The organism is Paenibacillus sepulcri, from assembly GCF_042647105.1.
In the GTDB taxonomy this organism is placed as follows: domain Bacteria; phylum Bacillota; class Bacilli; order Paenibacillales; family Paenibacillaceae; genus Paenibacillus_Z; species Paenibacillus_Z sepulcri.
In genome coordinates this window covers 2,200,378-2,219,897 of the sequence record NZ_JBHRUP010000001.1, presented here as the reverse complement: position 1 = coordinate 2,219,897, position 19,520 = coordinate 2,200,378, and the positions used below count along the sequence as shown (strand labels likewise).

Genomic DNA, 19,520 nt, shown 5'->3' with positions numbered 1-19,520 from the left:
TCAGCCTGTTGAATCAGTCCAATTCTAATTTGTAAAAAAATGGCTGCATCATGCCGTATTATTTGCTGTGCCCGGAAGTCACTCCAATTCACACGAAGCAATTTCTTCCGTTTGCTTGTCCGTTTATTAAAAAACGGTGACCGGGGGCATGTTTGCTCATGCCCAAAACCAGGATCATAACGTTCAGCGGCAAGAGTGCCGCTTCCCGATAAGCGCATATTGATCAAATTTACAGGAGGGGCTCATCGATTATGAATATACGTGAAACCGATCTTCCCGGCATAGGGAAGAAATTTCAATTGTCCACGCGTGACGGAGATCAAATGATTATTATCGTGCACGATGACGGACGAAGAGAATGTTACCATTTTCAAGGTGAGGACATGGATGAAGCGCATTCCCTGATAACGCTCGATGATGACGAAGCGCGACTGGTTGCGGCTATCATCGGCGGGGTGACCTATAAGCCGACAGCCGTAGAGACGATGGAAATGGCATTGGATGATCTGATCATTGAATGGTACCGGATTGAGCAGGAACACAAATGTGTTGGCAAATCGATAGGTGAACTGAACGTGCGCCAGAACTCGGGTGCGACCATCCTTGCAATCGTCGGGAAAAACCATGCAAAATATGTGAATCCCGGACCGGATATCGTACTTCAAGCCGAATCCATGCTCGTTGTGGCAGGAGAGAGGGGGCAGCAGAAATTATTCAAAAAAATGATAAAGAATGGATGTGAATGAACCTATGAACCATATGGTATTTGAGATAGGAGTCGCGATTGCGCTCATTGCGTCGGCGGGATTATTGTCAGCGAAGCTGCGGTTCTCGGTGATTCCTTTTTATATATTGGTGGGTATGGCAGTCGGCCCCCATGCCATTCAATTCTGGCATATTGATTTAACCTTTATCTCAAGTGCGCCTTTGATTGAATTTTTAGGGCGTATCGGCGTCCTGTTTCTACTGTTTTACCTGGGGCTTGAATTTTCCGTGGGACGCCTGATTAAATCGGGCAAATCGATTGCAATCGGTGGAACGATCTATATACTGATCAACTTTACGCTTGGTCTGCTGTTTGGCTGGGCGGCGGGTATGCCGCTTCTTGAGGTGCTGATAATCGCCGGGATTACGACGATTTCCTCCAGCGCCATTGTGGCCAAGGTGCTGGTCGATTTGAAACGGACGGCCAACCCCGAGACCGAAATGATTCTGGGAATTATTATGTTCGAGGATATTTTTCTGGCGATTTATATTTCGATATTATCCGGTCTTGTACTCAGCGACTCGTCTTCAATCGGCGGCATTGCACTCTCCGCCCTGATCGCGCTTGGTTTTATGCTGCTTGTACTGGTGGTGGGACGCAAGGCGGTTCCGCTGCTGAACAAGCTGCTGAATATCCGCTCCAATGAGGTATTCCTGCTTGTTATCTTCGCCATTCTGTTCCTGGTCGCGGGTTTCTCCGAGACGATCCATGTGGCGGAAGCGATCGGCGCACTGCTTGTCGGTCTGGTGCTTGCGGAGACGGAGCATATGAAGCGGATAGAGCACATGATTTTGCCTTTCCGCGATTTCTTTGGCGCCATCTTCTTCTTCAGCTTCGGTCTTACGATTGATCCTCTCACATTGGGCGGGGCATTCTGGTTGTCGCTGGGAGCGGTTCTGGTGACGCTCGCCGGGAATTTCGCAGCCGGCATGTGGGCGGGATACAGCGCGGGACTCTCACCCAAGGCTTCGGTGAATATCGGACTTACGATTGTGGCGCGCGGCGAGTTTTCTATTATCATGGCGAATCTGGCGAAGGCAGGGGGACTGCTGCCCATCCTGCAGCCGTTCGCAGCGTTATATGTGCTGATATTAGCGGTTCTGGGACCGCTGCTGACGAAAGAAACCAAATGGATATACGGCTTGCTGGAACGGACGTTCAAGCTATTCGGCATTCGCCTGGGTAAAGAAAGAACCAAGAAAAGAACCACGCAATCACGTTAATCTTTCAATCTGCCCGTGTGAACATTTTTCTTAACCACCTTAATAGGGAGGAAACAAGAATGAGACATGAGACAGTAATGATGATATGCGGGGAAAGAAAGACAATCCGGCCGGACAACATTCAGCTGACTGCCGCCGCTGTGGGGATATTCATCAGTATAACGGTCATAACAGCAAAGCTGCAGATAATGTTTTTTGATCCTGGCTGGGCATTGTTGTTCGCGGTAGTATTCCTGCTGTCCTATCCGCGCTCGCATCGTTCCATGTATACCCGCATGATGTGGATCAGAAGCAGCCGCGCCAATGAGATTGAGGACGCCATCATGGAGGCGGTCGGACGCGGGGTGATCCGAATTCCTATGGACAGCCGGGGGGATCAAGGCATACCGCGGATGAAACTGGTGATTTACCGGCTGGAGGAGAGAACGCTGAAGGATCTTGTGTATTCCATTGATTCGGCAGCTGAGTGCGTGGTCGTCCCGGTCTATGAATGGAAGAGGGGAGACCGTCAGGATTTGCGTTAGGGCTCCCGCCTGAATATATGAGAACAAGCGCGCAGGATTCTGGAGAGCCTACCATAACTCCATGATCCAGAAGAGACTTCAATTACCCGACTAATCAGGTGATTGAAGTCTTTTTCATTTCCATTAGGGCAGGGAACCAAAAGTTTGGACGCTTAGACAGGTATAAGCAAATATTATCGATCAGATCAGAAGAACAGAAAATTAGTCTTGACACATAAGGGTGTCCGTTGTTATCATTTCATTCATAACCAACTAAACAGGTAGGAATAGATTTGATTTTGCGACCGGAACAACCGGAGTGAAACGCCTTTTTCATTTATCTGTCAGTTTGAAACCAAGGGGAGTGCTTTAACATGACGAACATGACAAAGAAAAAACGTTTACCGGTACAGCTATTATTTATTTTGGTCATTCTGGCGGTTGCGCTGGCTGGCTGCGGAGGCAACTCCAACACGGGGAATACAGAGAATAATACAAACACTCCGGCAGCAAATACCCCTGACAATACGAGCGCAGCTCCTGGCAATACAGACACCGCGGCTGCTGAGCCCAAAGAGCCTGTAGAATTATTGAATGTCTCCTACGACCCTACCCGCGAGCTTTATGAAGCCTATAATAAATTATTCGCCGATCACTGGAAACAGGAAACCGGCCAGGTCGTAACGATCAAGCAGTCGCATGGCGGTTCAGGCACACAAAGCCGCTCTGTAGTCGATGGGCTGAAAGCCGATGTCGTTACACTTGCTCTTGGCTATGATATTACCGCTATTCAGGATGCCGGACTCATCCAACCCGACTGGCAGAAGGAATTCGAAGAAAACAGCTCACCATACACCTCCACGATTGTATTCCTGGTTCGCAAAGGCAACCCGAAGGGGATCAAGGATTGGAACGATCTTGTTAAGGACGGCGTCTCCGTTATCACACCGAACCCGAAAACAAGCGGCGGCGCACGCTGGAACTTCCTTGCAGCATGGGGCTATGCGCTGAAACAAAACAATGGCGATGAAGCCAAAGCCAAGGAATTCGTAACCAAATTGTTCAAAAATGTTCCGGTATTGGATTCCGGCGCACGCGGATCGACCACAACCTTCGTTGAGCGCGAAATCGGAGACGTTCTGCTGGCCTGGGAGAATGAAGCGCAGCTCTCCAAAAAAGAATTCGGCGATGACAAATTCGAAATCGTCTATCCATCTCTCAGTATTCTGGCCGAACCGCCGGTCGCCATCGTAGACAAAGTAGTCGATGACCACGGAACACGCGAGGTTTCGGAAGCCTATCTGAAATATCTGTACACTGAAGAGGCTCAGAAGCTGGTTGCCGAGAACTACTATCGCCCTCGCATGGCTTCCGTTGCCGAGCAGTTCAAGGATAATTTCCCTGCAATTGAAATGCTGACGATCGACAACGATTTCGGCGGGTGGGATGAAGCACAGAAGAAATATTTTGCCGACGGCGGTGTATTCGATCAAATATACACACCGGGCTCATAAGCGCATGACAGGAGCTGACTTCACATGAAAGGTTCCAGGAGAAGAACGAAATCGAGAAGCGTGCTGCCGGGCTTTGGACTATCGCTCGGCTTCACGATCCTTTACTTAAGCATTATTGTGCTGATTCCGCTGGCGAGCATCTTTATCAAGACTTCGGGTCTAAGCTTGGGCGAGTTCTGGCAAACGGTGACGAATCCGAGGGTGGTAGCTTCCTATAAGATCAGCTTCTTCACCGCTTTTTTCGCCGCCCTGATTAATCTTGTTTTTGGCCTGCTGGTGGCCTGGGTGCTGGTACGGTATCGTTTTCCGGGAAAAAAGCTGATCGACAGCCTCCTGGATCTTCCGTTCGCCCTGCCGACCGCTGTTGCGGGCATCGCTCTGACCACGATCTATGCTCCGAACGGCTGGATCGGTTCTCTCCTTGGGCCTTTGGGCATTAAGGTGGCCTACACGCCGATCGGCATTACGATTGCGCTGATCTTCATTGGCCTGCCCTTTGTCGTCAGAACTGTTCAGCCGGTATTGCAGGATATGGAGAAGGATACGGAGGAGGCGGCCGTAATGCTGGGCGCCCACCGCTTCAGAACCTTCAGAAGGATCATATTGCCTGAATTGGTGCCGCCGATGCTGACGGGCTTTGCGCTGGCTTTTGCAAGAGGCATCGGGGAATATGGGTCGGTCGTATTCATCTCCGGCAATATGCCGCTCAAGACCGAAATCGCGCCGCTTCTGATCATGACGAAGCTGGAGCAGCATGATTATACAGGAGCAACCGCAATTGCACTGGTGATGCTCGTCGCCTCGTTCCTGCTGCTGCTGCTGATCAACTACCTGCAGTGGCGGAGCAACCGCCACGTTACGGCAGCATAAGGGGGATGGGAAAATGGCAGGAGTCGTTACCGCGCATTTGTCGGATAAAGCGTCCGTTCGTCCGAAGCATATCAACGAGCCGCCGGTTGTCCGGTGGATCCTGATCAGCGTCGCATTATTGTTTCTGGCTCTTATTGTTCTGCTGCCGCTGGTCACGATATTTGTTGAAGCCTTCAAAAAAGGCGCCGGGGTGTATTTTGCTTCCATCAATGATCCGGACGCCTTGTCGGCGATCAGGCTGACCGTCATAACGGCGCTCATTGCCGTACCGCTTAACACGATATTCGGCATCGCTGCGGCTTGGGCTATCAGCAAGTTCCGTTTCCGCGGCAAAAACGTTCTCATTACGCTTATTGATCTGCCCTTTGCAATTTCCCCGGTTATTTCCGGATTGATCTTCGTCCTGCTGTTTGGAGCAAGGGGATGGTTCGGTCCCTGGCTGGACGATCATAACCTGCAGATTATATTCGCGCTGCCGGGTATCGTTCTTGCGACAACGTTCGTCACCTTTCCCTTCGTTGCCAGAGAGCTGATTCCGCTTATGCAGGCTCAAGGCGTGCAGGAGGAGGAAGCGGCGGCGAGTCTTGGGGCCAAAGGCTGGCAGATCTTCTGGCGCATTACGCTGCCCAATATCAAGTGGGGGCTGCTGTATGGCATCATTCTCTGCAATGCCAGAGCGATGGGCGAATTCGGAGCGGTTTCCGTCGTGTCCGGCCATATACGGGGCGAGACCAATACGCTGCCGCTGCATATTGAAATTTTGTATAATGAGTACCAATTCTCGGCGTCCTTTGCAGTTGCGTCTCTGCTGCTCCTCCTTGCGCTGGTCACGCTGGTCGTGAAGAGCTTCATTGAATGGAGAGCAGCCAGAGAGCAGTCCGATGGGGAGGGTACGATATGAATATTGAAGTCCGCCATTTAACCAAAACCTTCGGCTCTTATGAGGCTGTATCGAATGTCAGCTTCTCGATCAACCGCGGCAAGCTGATCGGTCTGCTTGGACCAAGCGGCGGCGGCAAATCAACGCTGCTGCGCATGCTGGCAGGACTTGAGACGCCCGATTCCGGCGATATCTTTATCAACGGACAGCGGGTCAATGATGTCGCGCCGCAGAACCGGGGAATCGGCTTCGTCTTTCAGAACTATGCATTGTTCAAGCATATGACGGTGTTTGACAATATTGCGTTTGGGCTCACGATCGGCCGTTCCGATAAGGCTCAGATCAAGAGCCGCGTCAATGAGCTTCTGGATCTGACGGGACTCCGGGGCTTCGAGAAACGGTATCCCCATCAATTGTCCGGGGGCCAGAGGCAGCGGGTGGCATTCGCCCGCGCATTGGCACCGCGGCCGGAGCTGCTGCTGCTCGATGAACCCTTCGCGGCGATTGACGCCAAGGTGCGCAAGGAACTGCGCACCTGGCTCAAGCAGCTGATCAGCACTATAGGCATCACATCGATCTTCGTTACGCATGATCAGGACGAAGCTGTCGAGGTGGCCGATGAGATGCTGATCGTACAGCAGGGAAGGCTGGAGCAGCAGGGCTCGCCAATCGATATCTATACGAACCCGCAGACTGCTTTTGTTGCCGGATTTATCGGGCATTCCACCTTGGTGGAGCAGCCTGCGCTGCTGCGGGGCTTTAATTTGGTGCAGGTTCCGGAAGGCTCCCGCGCCATTGTCCGCCCGGAATTTGTAGAGGTCGGATATGAGCGAGAGATCGCTTTTCCTTCTGCGGCGGAGACAGGAAATGTGCGCCATGTTTTCTTCCGCGGGGCGCATCTGGAGCTTGAAGTACAGGTAGGCGGCAACCGGCTGCTTGCTCATCGTTCGCTGGATCAGGAGCCGCTGCAGCCCGGAGATGAAGTATCTGTTCTCATCCACCGCTTATATGTCGTTTCGGAGCACTCAGCCGTCATGGTGGAGAATCCGCTTAAAATTGATCCGCTGCCGGTTCATATTTAACGGCCTGCAGCGGATCGTGCAAGAATAAGATAAAATTTAGGAGGAATGGATAATGGCAAAGCCTATCGTACTTGACCAGGAGTGGCTGGACCGCATTTCAGCACAGGTGAACGGCTTGGAATATGGTTCGGTTCTCATCACTGTGCATGACGGCCGTGTCGTGCAGATCGACCGCACCGAGCGGCGGAGGTTTGATGCCGCAAGCGCGAAGCAGCAGGCAGGACAGACGCAGCAGCCACAACAGCAGCAATCACAGCAGCAGAACAGCAGTGACAAGCTGAAGGCTGTGAACGGATAATTGATGAGCGAATCCGGATGTATGAACTCCATTGGCCCCGTGCTTACTCTTTGCAAAAGGAGCAGCAGGGGTCTTTTCATGTCCAGCGAATTTTAATTTGAGAGAATAACAGAAAAAAATCCATGTTAACTATTGAATTGCTGAAGCAATCACGTTATGATAGTTGATAATGATTATCACTATCATGATATGTGCAGGATGTACATAAAAAAGGAGCAGTCTGACCTGTAATGACGAATTCGACAACATCCCCCCAGAAAACCGCAGATACCACAGAAACCAAAATTCGCACAAGACCGTTGGCAGCTTCTGTCATTCTGATTGCAGGGATTGTCGCCCTGGCATTCAGTCTGGCGGTCTCCGTCTCTGTCGGGGCCGCCGATATTAAGCTGGCTACCGTATGGAATGCAATCTTTCATTTCAATCCCGATTTGACGCCTCATCAAATTATTCAGGAGCTTCGGCTGCCGCGCGCGATTATGGGGGCCATGGTCGGAGCCTGTTTCGCCATTTCCGGAGCCCTTATGCAGGGCATGACCCGCAATCCGCTGGCCGATTCTGGTCTGCTTGGTCTCAACGCGGGAGCGGGCTTCGTGCTTGCATTATGCTTCGCTTTCTTTCCGGGCATGTCCTACATGAGCCTTATCCTCTATTCCTTCCTTGGTGCCGGGGTCGGCGCTCTGCTTGTGTTCGGCGTTGGATCGCTGGCGAAGAACGGGCTCACGCCCGTCAGACTTGCTCTCGCAGGTGCGGCAGTCTCGGCCCTGCTGTATGCCTTGAGCGAGGGGATTGCGCTCTACTTCAGAATCGGCCAGGATCTGGCATTCTGGACGGCAGGCGGAGTAGCCGGAGTCAAATGGTCGCAGATTAAAATTATGTTCCCTTGGATTGCAGCAGCAATGGTTGGTTCCATGATCATTTCCAGATCCATCACGCTGCTCAGTCTGGGCGAGGATATTGCCACGAGCCTGGGTCAGCGCACACGTTTGGTAAAATTCGCCGTCATGATTATTGTGCTTGTACTGGCAGGAGCCGCGGTTTCGGCTGTTGGGGCCGTCAGCTTCGTCGGACTGATAATTCCGCATCTGACCCGCTATCTGGTGGGGGTTGATTACCGCTGGATCATTCCCTGCTCCGCCGTGCTGGGGAGTCTGCTTATCGTACTGGCGGATATTGCGGCGAGGATGATCAATCCGCCTTATGAAACGCCTATCGGCGCCTTGATCGCCTTGATCGGCGTTCCGTTCTTCCTCTATCTGGCAAGGAAAGAGAGGAGGGAACTGTAGATGAAAACAACGCAGCCGAACAATGAGCAAGCACGGAACAGACGAGGCGTTCTCGTGATTTTTATATTTGTGATATTGATAATCGCCACTTTTATTATTAGTATGAATACAGGATATACGCGTCTGACGCCCATTCAAGTTCTCAAGACTTTATTTGGCGCAGGAGATGCGAAGCAAAGCCTGATTCTCTTTGATTTCCGTCTGCCCCGGATCGTGATCTCGATTCTGGTTGGTGTGGGGCTCGCTGTATCGGGCTGCATCTTGCAGGGTTTATCCCGGAATGCACTGGCAGACCCGGGAATTCTGGGGATTAACGCCGGAGCTGGACTTATGGTCATGCTGTTTATTTCGTTTTTCCCGAGCACAACGGCTGCCCCCATCTTTCTGCTGCCTTTTCTGGCCCTGTTCGGGGCGGGTTTGACCGCCGCTTTAATCTATACGCTTTCCTTTAAAAGGCATGAGGGCATCTCGCCCATACGGCTCTTGCTGGTGGGGATTGCGGTTGCCGCAGGGATAAGCGCAGTGACGATCGTGCTTACCCTCCGGCTTGATCCGGAGAACTACCAGTTTGTGGCGAACTGGATGGCAGGCAGTATCTGGGGGTCCAACTGGAAATTTGTTCTCGCCCTGCTGCCATGGATTGTGGTTCTGCTCCCTTATGTCATTATGAAGGCCAGAGTGCTCAATGTGCTGAATCTGGGCGACCAGATGGCAACCGGCCTGGGTACTCCCGTCGAGAAGGAGCGTGTGCTGCTGCTGGCCGCGGCTGTAGGTCTTGCAGGTTCCTGCGTCGCGGTGAGCGGCGGTATCGGCTTCGTGGGACTCGTCGCTCCCCATCTGGCGCGCCGCCTTGTCGGGCCCAAGCATCAGCTGCTGCTGCCGACCTCGGCGCTTGCCGGTGCGCTGCTGCTTGTCGTAGCCGACACGGTAGCCCGTGTGGTTGTACAGCCCTCGGAAATTCCGACGGGCATTGTGGTAGCCGTCCTGGGGGCGCCATATTTTCTGTATTTGCTGGCACGTTCCAAAGCATAACTATCGCAAGCAAGGAATCAGGAGGTCATTTTCAGATGCTGCGTCGTTTTTTTTCCTACTATCGGCCTTATAAAGGATTGTTTATTCTTGATTTTACATGTGCGGTTGTTGCGGGGCTGCTGGAGCTGGGATTCCCGCTTGTCGTCAATCAGTTCATCGATAAACTGCTGCCGAGCGGAGACTGGACCTTGATTGTCCTTGCCTGCTTCGGACTGCTGTTCATCTACTGCCTGAATACAGGGCTTCAATATGTCGTTACTTATTGGGGACATAAGCTTGGCATCAACATTGAGACCGATATGCGCAGGCAGCTGTTTAATCATATTCAGAAGCTATCCTTCCGTTTCTTCGACAATAACAAGACAGGCCATCTGATGTCGCGGATTACCAATGATCTCAATGAAATCGGCGAAGTGGCCCATCACGGGCCGGAAGATGTGTTCATCGCGGTTATGACCCTGATCGGGGCATTCATTATGATGATGCTGATCAACTGGAAGCTGGCTGTGCTGACATGCGTTATTGTGCCCTTGATGATCTATCTGGCGATTTACTTTAACCGCAAAATGACGTCAGCCTTCCGCCAGATGTTCTCGGACATCGCTGACTTCAACGCCCGCGTGGAAGACAATGTCGGCGGTATCCGCGTCGTTCAAGCCTTTGCCAACGAGGAGTATGAGAAGGAGCAGTTCGCGGTCAATAACGGACGTTACCGCCTGACGAAGCTCTTCTCCTACAAAATTATGGCGAAAAATACCTCGATCAGCTATCTGCTGATGCGGCTGGTTTCTTTGTTCGTGATGATCTGCGGAACCTGGTTCGTTCTTCATGAGCAGCTCACCTACGGAGAGTTTATTGCTTTCTTGCTGCTCTCCAATGTGTTTCTGAGCCCGATTCAGAAAATCAATTCCGTCATTGAATCCTACCCGAAGGGTATTGCCGGCTTCAAACGCTATATTGAAATTCTGGAAACCGCCCCGGATGTCGCGGATACGCCAGGAGCCATTGAAGTTGCGCATCTGCGAGGGGAGATCCGTTTCAGCAAGGTAACCTTCGGCTACGAGAATGAGGCCAAGGTACTGCAAAATATTGATCTGAACATTAACGCAGGTGAAACCATCGCCTTCGTCGGGCCTTCAGGTGCTGGCAAAACAACATTATGCAGCCTGCTGCCGCGTTTCTACGAAATCGAATCGGGCGGCATTTCCATTGACGGCATCGATATCCGCGATATGAAGCTGGCATCGCTGCGCAGGCAGATCGGCATTGTACAGCAGGATGTATTTCTCTTTAACGGCTCGATCCGGGATAATATATCTTACGGCAAGCTGGGTGCTTCCGAAGAGGAAATCTGGGAGGCTGCAAGGCGCGCGAAGCTGGAGGAGCTGATTCGTTCTCAGCCTCACGGGCTGGATACCATGATCGGGGAGCGCGGCGTCAAGCTGTCCGGCGGTCAGAAGCAGCGTCTGGCGATTGCCCGCATGTTCCTCAAAAATCCGCCGATCCTGATTCTCGACGAAGCGACGTCGGCGCTGGATACCGAAACGGAAATGGCGATTCAGCAGGCGCTGGCCGAGTTATCGGAAGGCCGCACCACACTTATCATTGCCCATCGCCTGGCGACGATCAAGAATGCGGACCGGATCGTTGTCGTGACGGAGGAAGGCATCAGCGAGCAGGGCCGCCATCAGGAGCTGGTTACCGCCGGCGGCGTCTACAGCCGGCTGCACCGGGCTCAGTTTGGAAGCATCTGATCTATAAGGGGATCCGCTACGATTGCTATTGCAGTCATAGCGGTTTTTTTTATCGAGAAAAATAGTCCTGATTCTTCCAAAATGCGTAACTATTTCCGGTTTACCCCGTCTTTATAAGCAGGAGATCAACTGCCCGCAGATGCAGATGAAGGGGGGACGATTATGGAAAAGAGAGATCGGCCTGTGCCTGCGATATGGCAGGGGATGGTTTATGCATCCAGTATGCTGGCTTATATTGTGATTTGTGTGGTTATGAACTTTGGAATCGATTATTATGCCATTGTACTTTCGGCGGGAAGCCTGATTTTGGCTTTGATACCGATGATCTGCTGGGTGTTATTTCTTATCATCTGCTACAGGAAAGGCATGCTAGGATACATATCCAAGGCGTTTATGATTAATGCGGTCATTATCGGCGCATTGATCGCTTCCTTAAGCGTATATAAGCTGGAGAGAAATGAGCGCCGCTCTCATTTTGACTACAACATATGGGTCAGCCAGCCGCTAAGCCGGGGCAGAATGGTTGACGATTTGCTCCGGCACAACGAGCTGCAAGGCTTAACGAAGGCAGAGGTCATTGAACGGATCGGTCTCCCCGATGCCAATTCTCCTTTTCAAGCCGATAACCAAATGGTGTATGAATTGGGTCAGGAGGGAGCTTACATCAGTCTCAATAGACAATGGCTGCTTATTGATATGAATGGGGCTCAAATCGTGACCGGATATGCGATTCATACGGATTAAGGGAATGGACAATGCGTGCGGGTTTGAATTACCTATTCATCCATCTGGCTATACTTTCTTCTGTCGCTGTTTGTCCCCAGCCGCTTCTCCGCACTTTTCTTGAGCCGTTTGCTGACCGTTTGCTCCTTGCGGTTCATGTATTCGAGCTCGCGCCCTGTTTTGCGGTAGCTGGCGAATCTTCGCGGATCAAGCGTCCCGTCTGCGATAGCCTGCTTCACGGCACAGCCGTCCTCGGCCTCATGCCGGCAATCGCGAAACCGGCATGCTGCCGCTACCGCTTCAATATCCGCAAATGCTTCCTGTCTGCCTTCCTCGGCATCCCACAGCTGGAGCTCCCGCATACCCGGCGTATCCATCATAACGGCTCCGCCGGGCAGCGGAAACAATTCGCGGTGAGTGGTCGTGTGGCGGCCGCGCGCATCATCCTCGCGGATGCCCTGGACACGCTGCAGATCCCCGCCGGCCAGCCAGTTGAGCAGGGTGGACTTGCCCACACCGGAGGATCCGGTCAGCGCAACGGTACAGCCGGGCTGCAGGTAGGGAGAAAGCGCATCTCTTCCCATATCCTGCAGGGCGCTGACCGCATGGACAAACACGCCGGGAGCCGCTGCTTCAACAGCCGCAATCTTCACGGCTACGTCATCGCATAAATCGGCTTTGGTGAGCAGGACGACAGGAACAGCGCCGCTCTCCCAAGCCACAATCAGATACCGCTCAATCTTGCGGATATTGAAATCCTCGTTTAGTGCGTTGACGATCAACAGCGTATCGATATTGGCGCCAATGACCTGCTCCTCGGGGATGCTTCCAGCCGCTTTTCGCAGCATCACCGTCGTTCTGGGCAGAACGGCTTGAATAACGACCCGCTTCTCACCGGCGAGCGGTTGAACCGCTGTCCAATCCCCCACTCCAGGAAAGTCGCTGCGCCTGATTGCCTCAAACTGAAATTTGCCGCTTACCGCAGCCATACATTCGCCATGCTGCGTAATAACGCGGTATTGGTTGGCAAACTGCGCAATGACGCGCGCTGGAATCATTTCCTTATACTCATCGGCAAGGAATCGTGTCTTCCAATGTTCATTCCAGCCAAATGCCTGCATTTGTTCATTTTCATTCAGGTTCAAATTGGTTGTTCTCCTTTGTTTTTACAATTGGGTTGGCTCGTGTAACAGGACAATGGACAATGCGCATCAGTGAAAAACAGCACAAAAAAACCGTCAGTACCCTCCGGGGGTCTCTAACGGTTTGTGTGCCTGATTCAAATAAAACCGAAGAAGAAAGGCTGCGTCTTTCTAACGCCTGCAAGTTTCTTCCCGCAAAATATCAGAATAGTCATGTGTGACATGGAGCATTTCTGATATTTGGACAAAAGCGCGCGACTTCCCGCAATGATGACGCTTCTGGTTAACTTGAATAAGGATCCGTAGAGACTGATGCGCATGCAACTTGGAAACGAACATTTCGTACGATTATAGTCACCATATCACATCAGTCTCCTTTCCTTTTTCGTAATTGTCATTCTATAGTGTAGACCTGGCTGTTGTCAAGCAATGAATACCAATGGCGTTAATGTTACAGTGAAGACGAGCCATTAGTCAAGGATAGCAAGTAAAAAGGCTCCATGCGGCGAAGCTCGCCGGCATGAAGCCTTAACCATTACGAAATCATGAATTTAATAATGACCGCAACGATAAAAATGATGGTCATTACACCGAAAAAACCGGCAAAACCCATTGCGGTATCCATAAAGTCGTCGCGGGGTTCTTCGTTTACATGATCGCGCGGATCTCTGACATTTTCCATTTGTGTAACTCCTCCTTGAAGGGCGACGATTGCTCCTCTTAGTATACCCAACTTTCAGAATAATTGTAAAGCCGCCGTTCGTGACAATTGTGAGGCAACTTGCAGGATTGGGACGGCCGCGCGGCGGAGGAGAAAATCAACATAGCCGCATCGTGGGAACAGATGTGCTACAATAGAGAGGTGAAGAAATGGCCAGGAGGAGTACGGGATGGAAGAACAATTGAAAGCCGAATCTGCCGTGGAGCGGCGGCTGGCGGATGAACGAATCCGCAGCAAGCTTGCGCTGCTGCCGGATCAGTCCGGCTGCTATTTGATGAAGAATGCCGACGGCATCATAATTTATGTAGGTAAAGCGAAGGTGATCAAAAACCGCGTCCGCTCGTATTTTAACGGCAGCCATGACGGGAAGACGCAGAAGCTTGTATCGGAAATCCGCGATTTTGAATATATTGTGACTTCCAGCAATATGGAAGCTCTTATCCTTGAATGCAATTTAATCAAACAATATCATCCCCGTTATAATGTTCTGCTTAAGGATGATAAGACCTTTCCTTATATTAAAATAACCAATGAAAAGCATCCCAAGCTTGAAGTCACGCGCCGCGTTGTGAAGGATAAGGGGAAATATTTCGGGCCATATCCCAACGCTTATGCCGCGCAGGAAACGAAGAAGCTGCTTGACCGGCTGTATCCGCTGCGCAAGTGCAATACGCTGCCTGATAAGGTATGTTTATATTATCATTTGGGCCAATGCATAGCGCCATGCGAGTACGATATCGCTCCGGGAACCTATGAGGCGATGACCCAGGAAATTACGCGCTTTTTGAACGGCGGCCATGATGAGGTGAAGAAGACGCTCCAGGCAAAAATGGCCGCAGCCGCCGAGGAGCTGGAATTTGAACGGGCCAAGGAATTCCGCGATCAGCTGGTGGCAATCGATGCGGTCATGGAGAAACAGAAAATCACATTAGCAGACGCAATGGACCGTGATGTGTTCGGTTATTTCACCGACAAGGGCTGGATGTGTGTGCAGATCATGTATATGCGCCAGGGCAAGCTGATTGAGCGCAGAGCGACCTCGTTTCCTTATTATGGCGAGGCTTATGATGACTTTATGACATTCGTGACTCAATATTACAGCGATAATCCGGCGCTGCCGAAGGAAATCCTGCTGCCCGCTCCTGAAGTGGCGGCTCTAATGCAGGAACAGCCGCAACCTGACAAGATTGACGCCGCACAGGAGCAGGACACTCTGAACGGGGATGGAGAGATGCCTGATACAGCTCCGGAGCAGACCGGCAAAGCCGATAATGATAATGATGAGACTTTGCCGGCATCCGTAAGCGATGTGACGGGCACCTCATTGCAGACGTCGGGAGAGGATGAGGAAAACGAAGCGCTGCCGGCAACCGTGGCCGATGAGGTCGGCTCTTCTCTGCAGAAATGGCTCAAGGTCAAAGTATTCGTTCCCCGGCGCGGGCGCAAGCGCGATGTTGTCGCGATGGCTGTCAACAATGCCAAAGTCACACTGGATGAGAAATTCAGGCTGATTGAGCGGGATGAGGAGCGCACCCTGAAGGCTTCCGAGAGTCTGGCCGCCGCGCTTGGACTTTCTGAGATACGCCGCATTGAGGCGTTCGACAATTCCAACATCCAGGGCACGAATCCGGTTTCTGCAATGATCGTATTCACGGACGGGAAACCGGATAAGAAGGAATACCGCAAATACAAGGTGAAAACGGTCCACGGGCCCGATGATTACGAAACGATGCGCGAGGTGGTCAGGCGGCGTTATGAGCGGGTGCTCAAGGAAGGGCTGCAGCTTCCCGATCTGATCGTTATAGATGGCGGCAAAGGCCAGATATCGGCGGCGCTTGATGTGCTGGAGAACGAGCTTGGCCTGTATGTGCCGGTCTGCGGCCTAGTGAAGGATGTCAAGCATAAGACGGCTCAGCTGATGATGGGGGACCCTGCGGAGATCGTGCCGCTTGCGCGCGACAGCCAGGAGTTTTATCTGCTGCAGCGCATTCAGGACGAAGTTCACCGCTTTGCCATATCCTTCCACAGGGAGCAGCGCGGCAAGTCCATGATCGCGTCCAAGCTGGACTCCATCCCCGGGATCGGGGAGAAACGGCGCAAGCTGCTGCTCAAGCATTTTGGCTCGATCAAAAAAATAAAAGAAGCCGGAATTGAAGATTTCCGGCCTCTGTCCATCGGCGAGAAGCTCGCAGCACAAATCATTGAAGCGTTGAGGGAGGAGCCGCAATAAGCGGTCTCGTCCTTTTTTTCTTGTCATGCAGGTAACGCAGTCCCCATGCGATGGGAATAGGCAGCAGGATGTAGACGATGCCCATGATGATATTGCCCGGCGTTCCCGTGAAGATCAGGGAAATGGCCATCATGATGCTGTCGAATACGGCATGGGCGAATACGACCGTGAGAAAACCGTACCGCAAAAACATGAAGCTGAAGATGAGCCCGATAACGGTCAATTCAAGCAGCCGTGTGGTGGAAGGAAAAATCGGATATGTAACATGGCCAAGCGCCCATATGATAGTGGGAATAAGCGAAGCGACGAATGTATTGTTGAACCATTTTTTGAAAAGGCCGATTCCGAAAAAACGGTACAAAGCCTCCTCCGAAATGGCGGCGCACCAGGCCAGCATGGGGAAGATCCACAAAATGCCCAGGTTGTATGGAGACTGCGTGACATCCGAGGTTGACCATGCGCCGGTAACATTCACCAGCACGATGAAGATGACGGTCTGCAGTCCCAGCAGCAGGAAAGCAATCAGATATCCGAGCCACATGCTGCGCCATACATGATCGCCATAACCCTCTTCGCCCATTCGCGGCCACATACGTTTGCCCATTGAGTTCCACAGGGCGTCGCCGCCGACAAGGGAGAAATAAACGGCAATGCCCATCACAATCGTGACGACACAGGTAATGCCGACATTAATGGCCGCGTAGGCCATCGCATTAGGGTCCTCGCCGGCGCTCGCCAGCAGACCGTCCATGAGATTGAAGTCATTCGCCAAATACATGACGAGGAACAGCAGAGTCAGTACAATACCGCGTGTAAACGAGGAATGCTTGCGGTAAAGCGCGGCATAGACGATTGCAATGACGAACAGGACAAAGGAAAGCAGAATGCTGCCGAGCAGGGACAGGAAAGAAGCAAGCTTCTGCTGAACCTGGACATAGCTCGAATAACTGGCCGGAACCGTGAAGCCGGGCTTGTATTCGGCAATGATGAGCGCTCCATCGCTTGTTTTCTCTGTTCTCATCGCAAGCATCAGCTGCGATTCTCCGATCGTATAGCCGTTAACCTTGTACGAGATCCTGCCTGTTTCCGGGTCTGCCTTGGTCATGCTTAGTTCATTCGCTTTAAATCCTTGGGAGACGGCATATTTCATAGCAGCGTCGCTAATCTGGGTTGCTTGCGGTATAGTGGTATGGATCTCCTTGTATTGGTTCCAGCCGACGACCTTGGCATCCTGCATATGCACATAAATAAAAATCTGGCTGCCGTCAGGCATCGCCGCCGTGACCTGGAAAGTGTCGGTGGGGAAGCGGCTGTCATACTTTTTGTCATAGGTGTCGGTCTGCTTCTCCTTGGACAGATAACCGTAAAGCATCGAATCGGATTGGTGAACCGCATGAATGCTCTCCGGCAGCTGCTTGAATTGCTGCAGGGCAAAATCCTCAGAAATCTGCTCGGCTTTGCTTTTGGCGATTACCTTCTTGCTGCCCGAGTCAAAAAAAGACTCCGAGGTTTGCGGTACAACTTGTACGAGCAAATAAATAATAATGCCAATAACACCTAACCATGCATAGAATTTCCAGTTGGGCCGCAGCTGATAATCATTCATGTTTGCACCTCTAATCTCAATATACAAGCAGTAAACCGCATACATCTACCTTATCATAGTTGTCTCGATAATATCCATGCGAATACTCGCAAATACGTTTTGTGGTCGAGTTAAATGGACAATAATGAACAGGATGTGCCGATTTGGGCCCGAGGGTCGTCTTTTTTGCCTGAAAACGGTTCCTTTCCTCCTTAATTGTCGTTTGTTTTTTCCAGAACAATGCAATTATAATGTGTATCAATTGCATATGATAAGCCGAATTTCGAAATGAAAACGGGGGAACCATACAGCTGTCTTGAACGGGTCGCTTAAGCTTATGCGATTTCATTAAAGGACAGCACGGGGTGAATTTCAACAAGCAGCGTAATTTTGAACTGCTTGTGAATAGGGCAGCTGTTCAAGCCCGAATCCGTCAGCTAACCTCGCAGGCTTCGTGGAACAGGACTCAAACGCATTGGCACTTGGGCTTCCAGTGCTTTTTTTGTGCGCGCAAATCAGCCAGGAGGGGTGGGACAAATCCTACGATGCTATCTTTTTTCAATATTTCCAAATGGTCGCCGCCCCGTATATTAGTAACGGGCTTTGCGTTCATTATTTTGCTTGGAGGCTTGCTGCTCTCCATGCCCTTCGCCTCGCGGGAGGGCTTGCCGACGCCATTTATCGACGCGGTATTTACAGCAACAACGGCAACGTGCGTGACGGGCCTCGTGACTGTGGATACTGGCAGCCACTATTCGGTTCCCGGCCAAATCATTATTATGATGCTGATTCAGCTTGGCGGTCTCGGCTTTATGACCATGGCCACTTTGTTTGCTCTTGTTCTGCGCAAGCGAATATCCCTGAAGGAACGGCTCATTCTGCAGGAGGCGATGAACCAGACCAGCATGGAAGGCATTGTGCGTCTCATACGCAAAGTGATTTTGTACTCATTGACCATTGAACTCGTTGGCGCTGTCCTTTTTGCCATCCGCTGGTCGTTTGACATGCCGCTTGGCAAGGCAGTTTATTTTGGCATTTTTCACGCGATTTCATTCTTTAATAATGCGGGCATCGATTTATTCGGCCAGTTCGGGGTTCCGTATGTAAGCCTTACGGAGTATGTTGATGATCCTTTGGTCAATATCGTGACGATGCTGCTGATCATAACAGGCGGGATCGGTTTTATTGTTATCTCGGATCTCGTTGAATATCGCAATAATAAGAAACTTTCGCTTCATTCCAAAGTAGTACTGTCTATGACCGGCTTTCTGATTGTATTCGGAACGGTTGTTGTTTTTATATTCGAGTTCACCAATGCCAGGACACTCGGTTCCCTTCATTGGGGCGGCAAAATATTGGCCTCCTTCTTCCAGTCGGTTACTCCGCGTACAGCAGGCGCCAATACGCTTGACCTTGCCTCGCTCAGGCAGGCCACGCAGTTCCTGACCATTATCCTGATGTTCATCGGCGCTTCGCCGGGTTCTACCGGGGGCGGAATCAAGACCACAACCTTCACGACTCTAATCGGTGCGGTTATTGCCATGATCCGGGGCAGGGAAGATATTGTGCTGTTTCGCTACCGTCTTGCCCGTGAGCGCATTTTCAAAGCATTGACCATTACCTTGTTATCGCTTTCCCTTGTCATTGTCGTCACCATGGTGCTCTCCACGACTGAGGATCAGGCCTTCTTGAAAATCCTGTTCGAGACTACCTCAGCCTTCGGGACAGTAGGCTTGACGCTGGGCATTACACCGGAGCTCTCAACGGTCGGCAAGATTATTATCTGCTTGACCATGTTTGCCGGCAGGCTGGGTCCTCTGACACTCGCCTATGCGCTTGGGCCGCGTGCGGAGAAAGAATTATATCGTCATCCGGAAGGCAAAATTATTATTGGATAGGGGAAATTATTAC

Annotated in this window: 17 protein-coding genes and 1 riboswitch; of the genes, 14 read left to right on the top strand and 3 right to left on the bottom strand. The window is 51.5% G+C overall.

Features of this window, described 5'->3' with window-relative positions; all coding sequences use genetic code 11:
- The first annotated feature begins 251 nt into the window (after positions 1-251).
- From ACFOLF_RS09760 to ACFOLF_RS09705, 12 genes are all read left to right on the top strand, one after another.
- Positions 252-746: a cation:proton antiporter regulatory subunit gene (locus ACFOLF_RS09760; RefSeq protein ID WP_210038417.1), complete on the top strand. Its 495-nt coding sequence runs from the start codon at positions 252-254 to the stop codon at positions 744-746.
- A 4-nt stretch (positions 747-750) separates the two neighbouring features.
- On the top strand, positions 751-1,989 hold the full coding sequence (locus tag ACFOLF_RS09755; protein WP_210038418.1) for a cation:proton antiporter: 1,239 nt from the start codon (positions 751-753) through the stop codon (positions 1,987-1,989).
- A 59-nt stretch (positions 1,990-2,048) separates the two neighbouring features.
- The gene (locus ACFOLF_RS09750) at positions 2,049-2,513 is read left to right on the top strand and encodes a hypothetical protein (RefSeq protein WP_210038419.1); all 465 of its coding nucleotides are present in this window, start codon (positions 2,049-2,051) and stop codon (positions 2,511-2,513) included.
- Between the two features lie 353 nt (positions 2,514-2,866).
- Positions 2,867-4,006 (top strand): sulfate ABC transporter substrate-binding protein, encoded by a 1,140-nt coding sequence (locus ACFOLF_RS09745; RefSeq protein WP_379113957.1) that lies wholly within the window; start codon positions 2,867-2,869, stop codon positions 4,004-4,006.
- A gap of 24 nt (positions 4,007-4,030) precedes the next feature.
- Positions 4,031-4,876 (top strand): sulfate ABC transporter permease subunit CysT, encoded by an 846-nt coding sequence (gene cysT / locus ACFOLF_RS09740; RefSeq protein WP_210038420.1) that lies wholly within the window; start codon positions 4,031-4,033, stop codon positions 4,874-4,876.
- A gap of 13 nt (positions 4,877-4,889) precedes the next feature.
- Complete coding sequence (cysW, locus tag ACFOLF_RS09735; protein WP_210038421.1) at positions 4,890-5,777, top strand: sulfate ABC transporter permease subunit CysW; 888 nt, start codon at positions 4,890-4,892, stop codon at positions 5,775-5,777.
- Positions 5,774-6,838 (top strand): ABC transporter ATP-binding protein, encoded by a 1,065-nt coding sequence (locus tag ACFOLF_RS09730; protein WP_210038422.1) that lies wholly within the window; start codon positions 5,774-5,776, stop codon positions 6,836-6,838. Before cysW ends, ACFOLF_RS09730 begins: the two co-directional genes overlap by 4 nt.
- Before the next feature lie 52 nt (positions 6,839-6,890).
- The gene (locus ACFOLF_RS09725; RefSeq protein ID WP_210038423.1) at positions 6,891-7,136 is read left to right on the top strand and encodes a YezD family protein; all 246 of its coding nucleotides are present in this window, start codon (positions 6,891-6,893) and stop codon (positions 7,134-7,136) included.
- Between the two features lie 230 nt (positions 7,137-7,366).
- Positions 7,367-8,422 carry a FecCD family ABC transporter permease gene (locus ACFOLF_RS09720; protein ID WP_210038424.1) on the top strand — a complete coding sequence of 352 codons (1,056 nt, stop codon included), beginning with the start codon at positions 7,367-7,369 and terminating at the stop codon, positions 8,420-8,422.
- Positions 8,423-9,454 carry a FecCD family ABC transporter permease gene (locus ACFOLF_RS09715; RefSeq protein ID WP_210038425.1) on the top strand — a complete coding sequence of 344 codons (1,032 nt, stop codon included), beginning with the start codon at positions 8,423-8,425 and terminating at the stop codon, positions 9,452-9,454.
- Positions 9,455-9,489: 35 nt separating this feature from the next.
- Positions 9,490-11,208, top strand: coding sequence for an ABC transporter ATP-binding protein (locus ACFOLF_RS09710; protein WP_210038426.1), 1,719 nt, complete (start codon positions 9,490-9,492; stop codon positions 11,206-11,208).
- Between the two features lie 162 nt (positions 11,209-11,370).
- Complete coding sequence (locus ACFOLF_RS09705) at positions 11,371-11,952, top strand: hypothetical protein (protein ID WP_210038427.1); 582 nt, start codon at positions 11,371-11,373, stop codon at positions 11,950-11,952.
- A 32-nt stretch (positions 11,953-11,984) separates the two neighbouring features.
- On the opposite strand, the gene rsgA is transcribed toward ACFOLF_RS09705, so the two are convergent.
- Positions 11,985-13,076: a ribosome small subunit-dependent GTPase A gene (rsgA, locus tag ACFOLF_RS09700; protein WP_379113959.1), complete on the bottom strand. Its 1,092-nt coding sequence runs from the start codon at positions 13,074-13,076 to the stop codon at positions 11,985-11,987.
- 532 nt (positions 13,077-13,608) lie between these two features.
- Entirely contained in the window at positions 13,609-13,755 is a 147-nt protein-coding gene (locus tag ACFOLF_RS09695) for a YqzM family protein (protein ID WP_210038428.1), read from the bottom strand.
- Between the two features lie 208 nt (positions 13,756-13,963).
- Here ACFOLF_RS09695 and uvrC point away from each other — a divergent pair, with 208 nt between their 5' ends.
- Entirely contained in the window at positions 13,964-16,024 is a 2,061-nt protein-coding gene (gene uvrC, locus ACFOLF_RS09690) for an excinuclease ABC subunit UvrC (protein WP_210038429.1), read from the top strand.
- Here uvrC and ACFOLF_RS09685 read toward each other — a convergent pair.
- Positions 15,993-17,630 (bottom strand): CPBP family intramembrane glutamic endopeptidase, encoded by a 1,638-nt coding sequence (locus ACFOLF_RS09685; protein ID WP_210038430.1) that lies wholly within the window; start codon positions 17,628-17,630, stop codon positions 15,993-15,995. The genes uvrC and ACFOLF_RS09685 overlap by 32 nt on opposite strands.
- 243 nt (positions 17,631-17,873) lie before the next feature.
- Positions 17,874-18,076: riboswitch (cyclic di-AMP (ydaO/yuaA leader) on the top strand.
- Between the two features lie 78 nt (positions 18,077-18,154).
- Between ACFOLF_RS09685 and ACFOLF_RS09680 the strand changes: the two genes are divergently transcribed.
- Entirely contained in the window at positions 18,155-19,507 is a 1,353-nt protein-coding gene (locus ACFOLF_RS09680) for a TrkH family potassium uptake protein (protein WP_210038431.1), read from the top strand.
- Positions 19,508-19,520 lie beyond the last annotated feature (13 nt).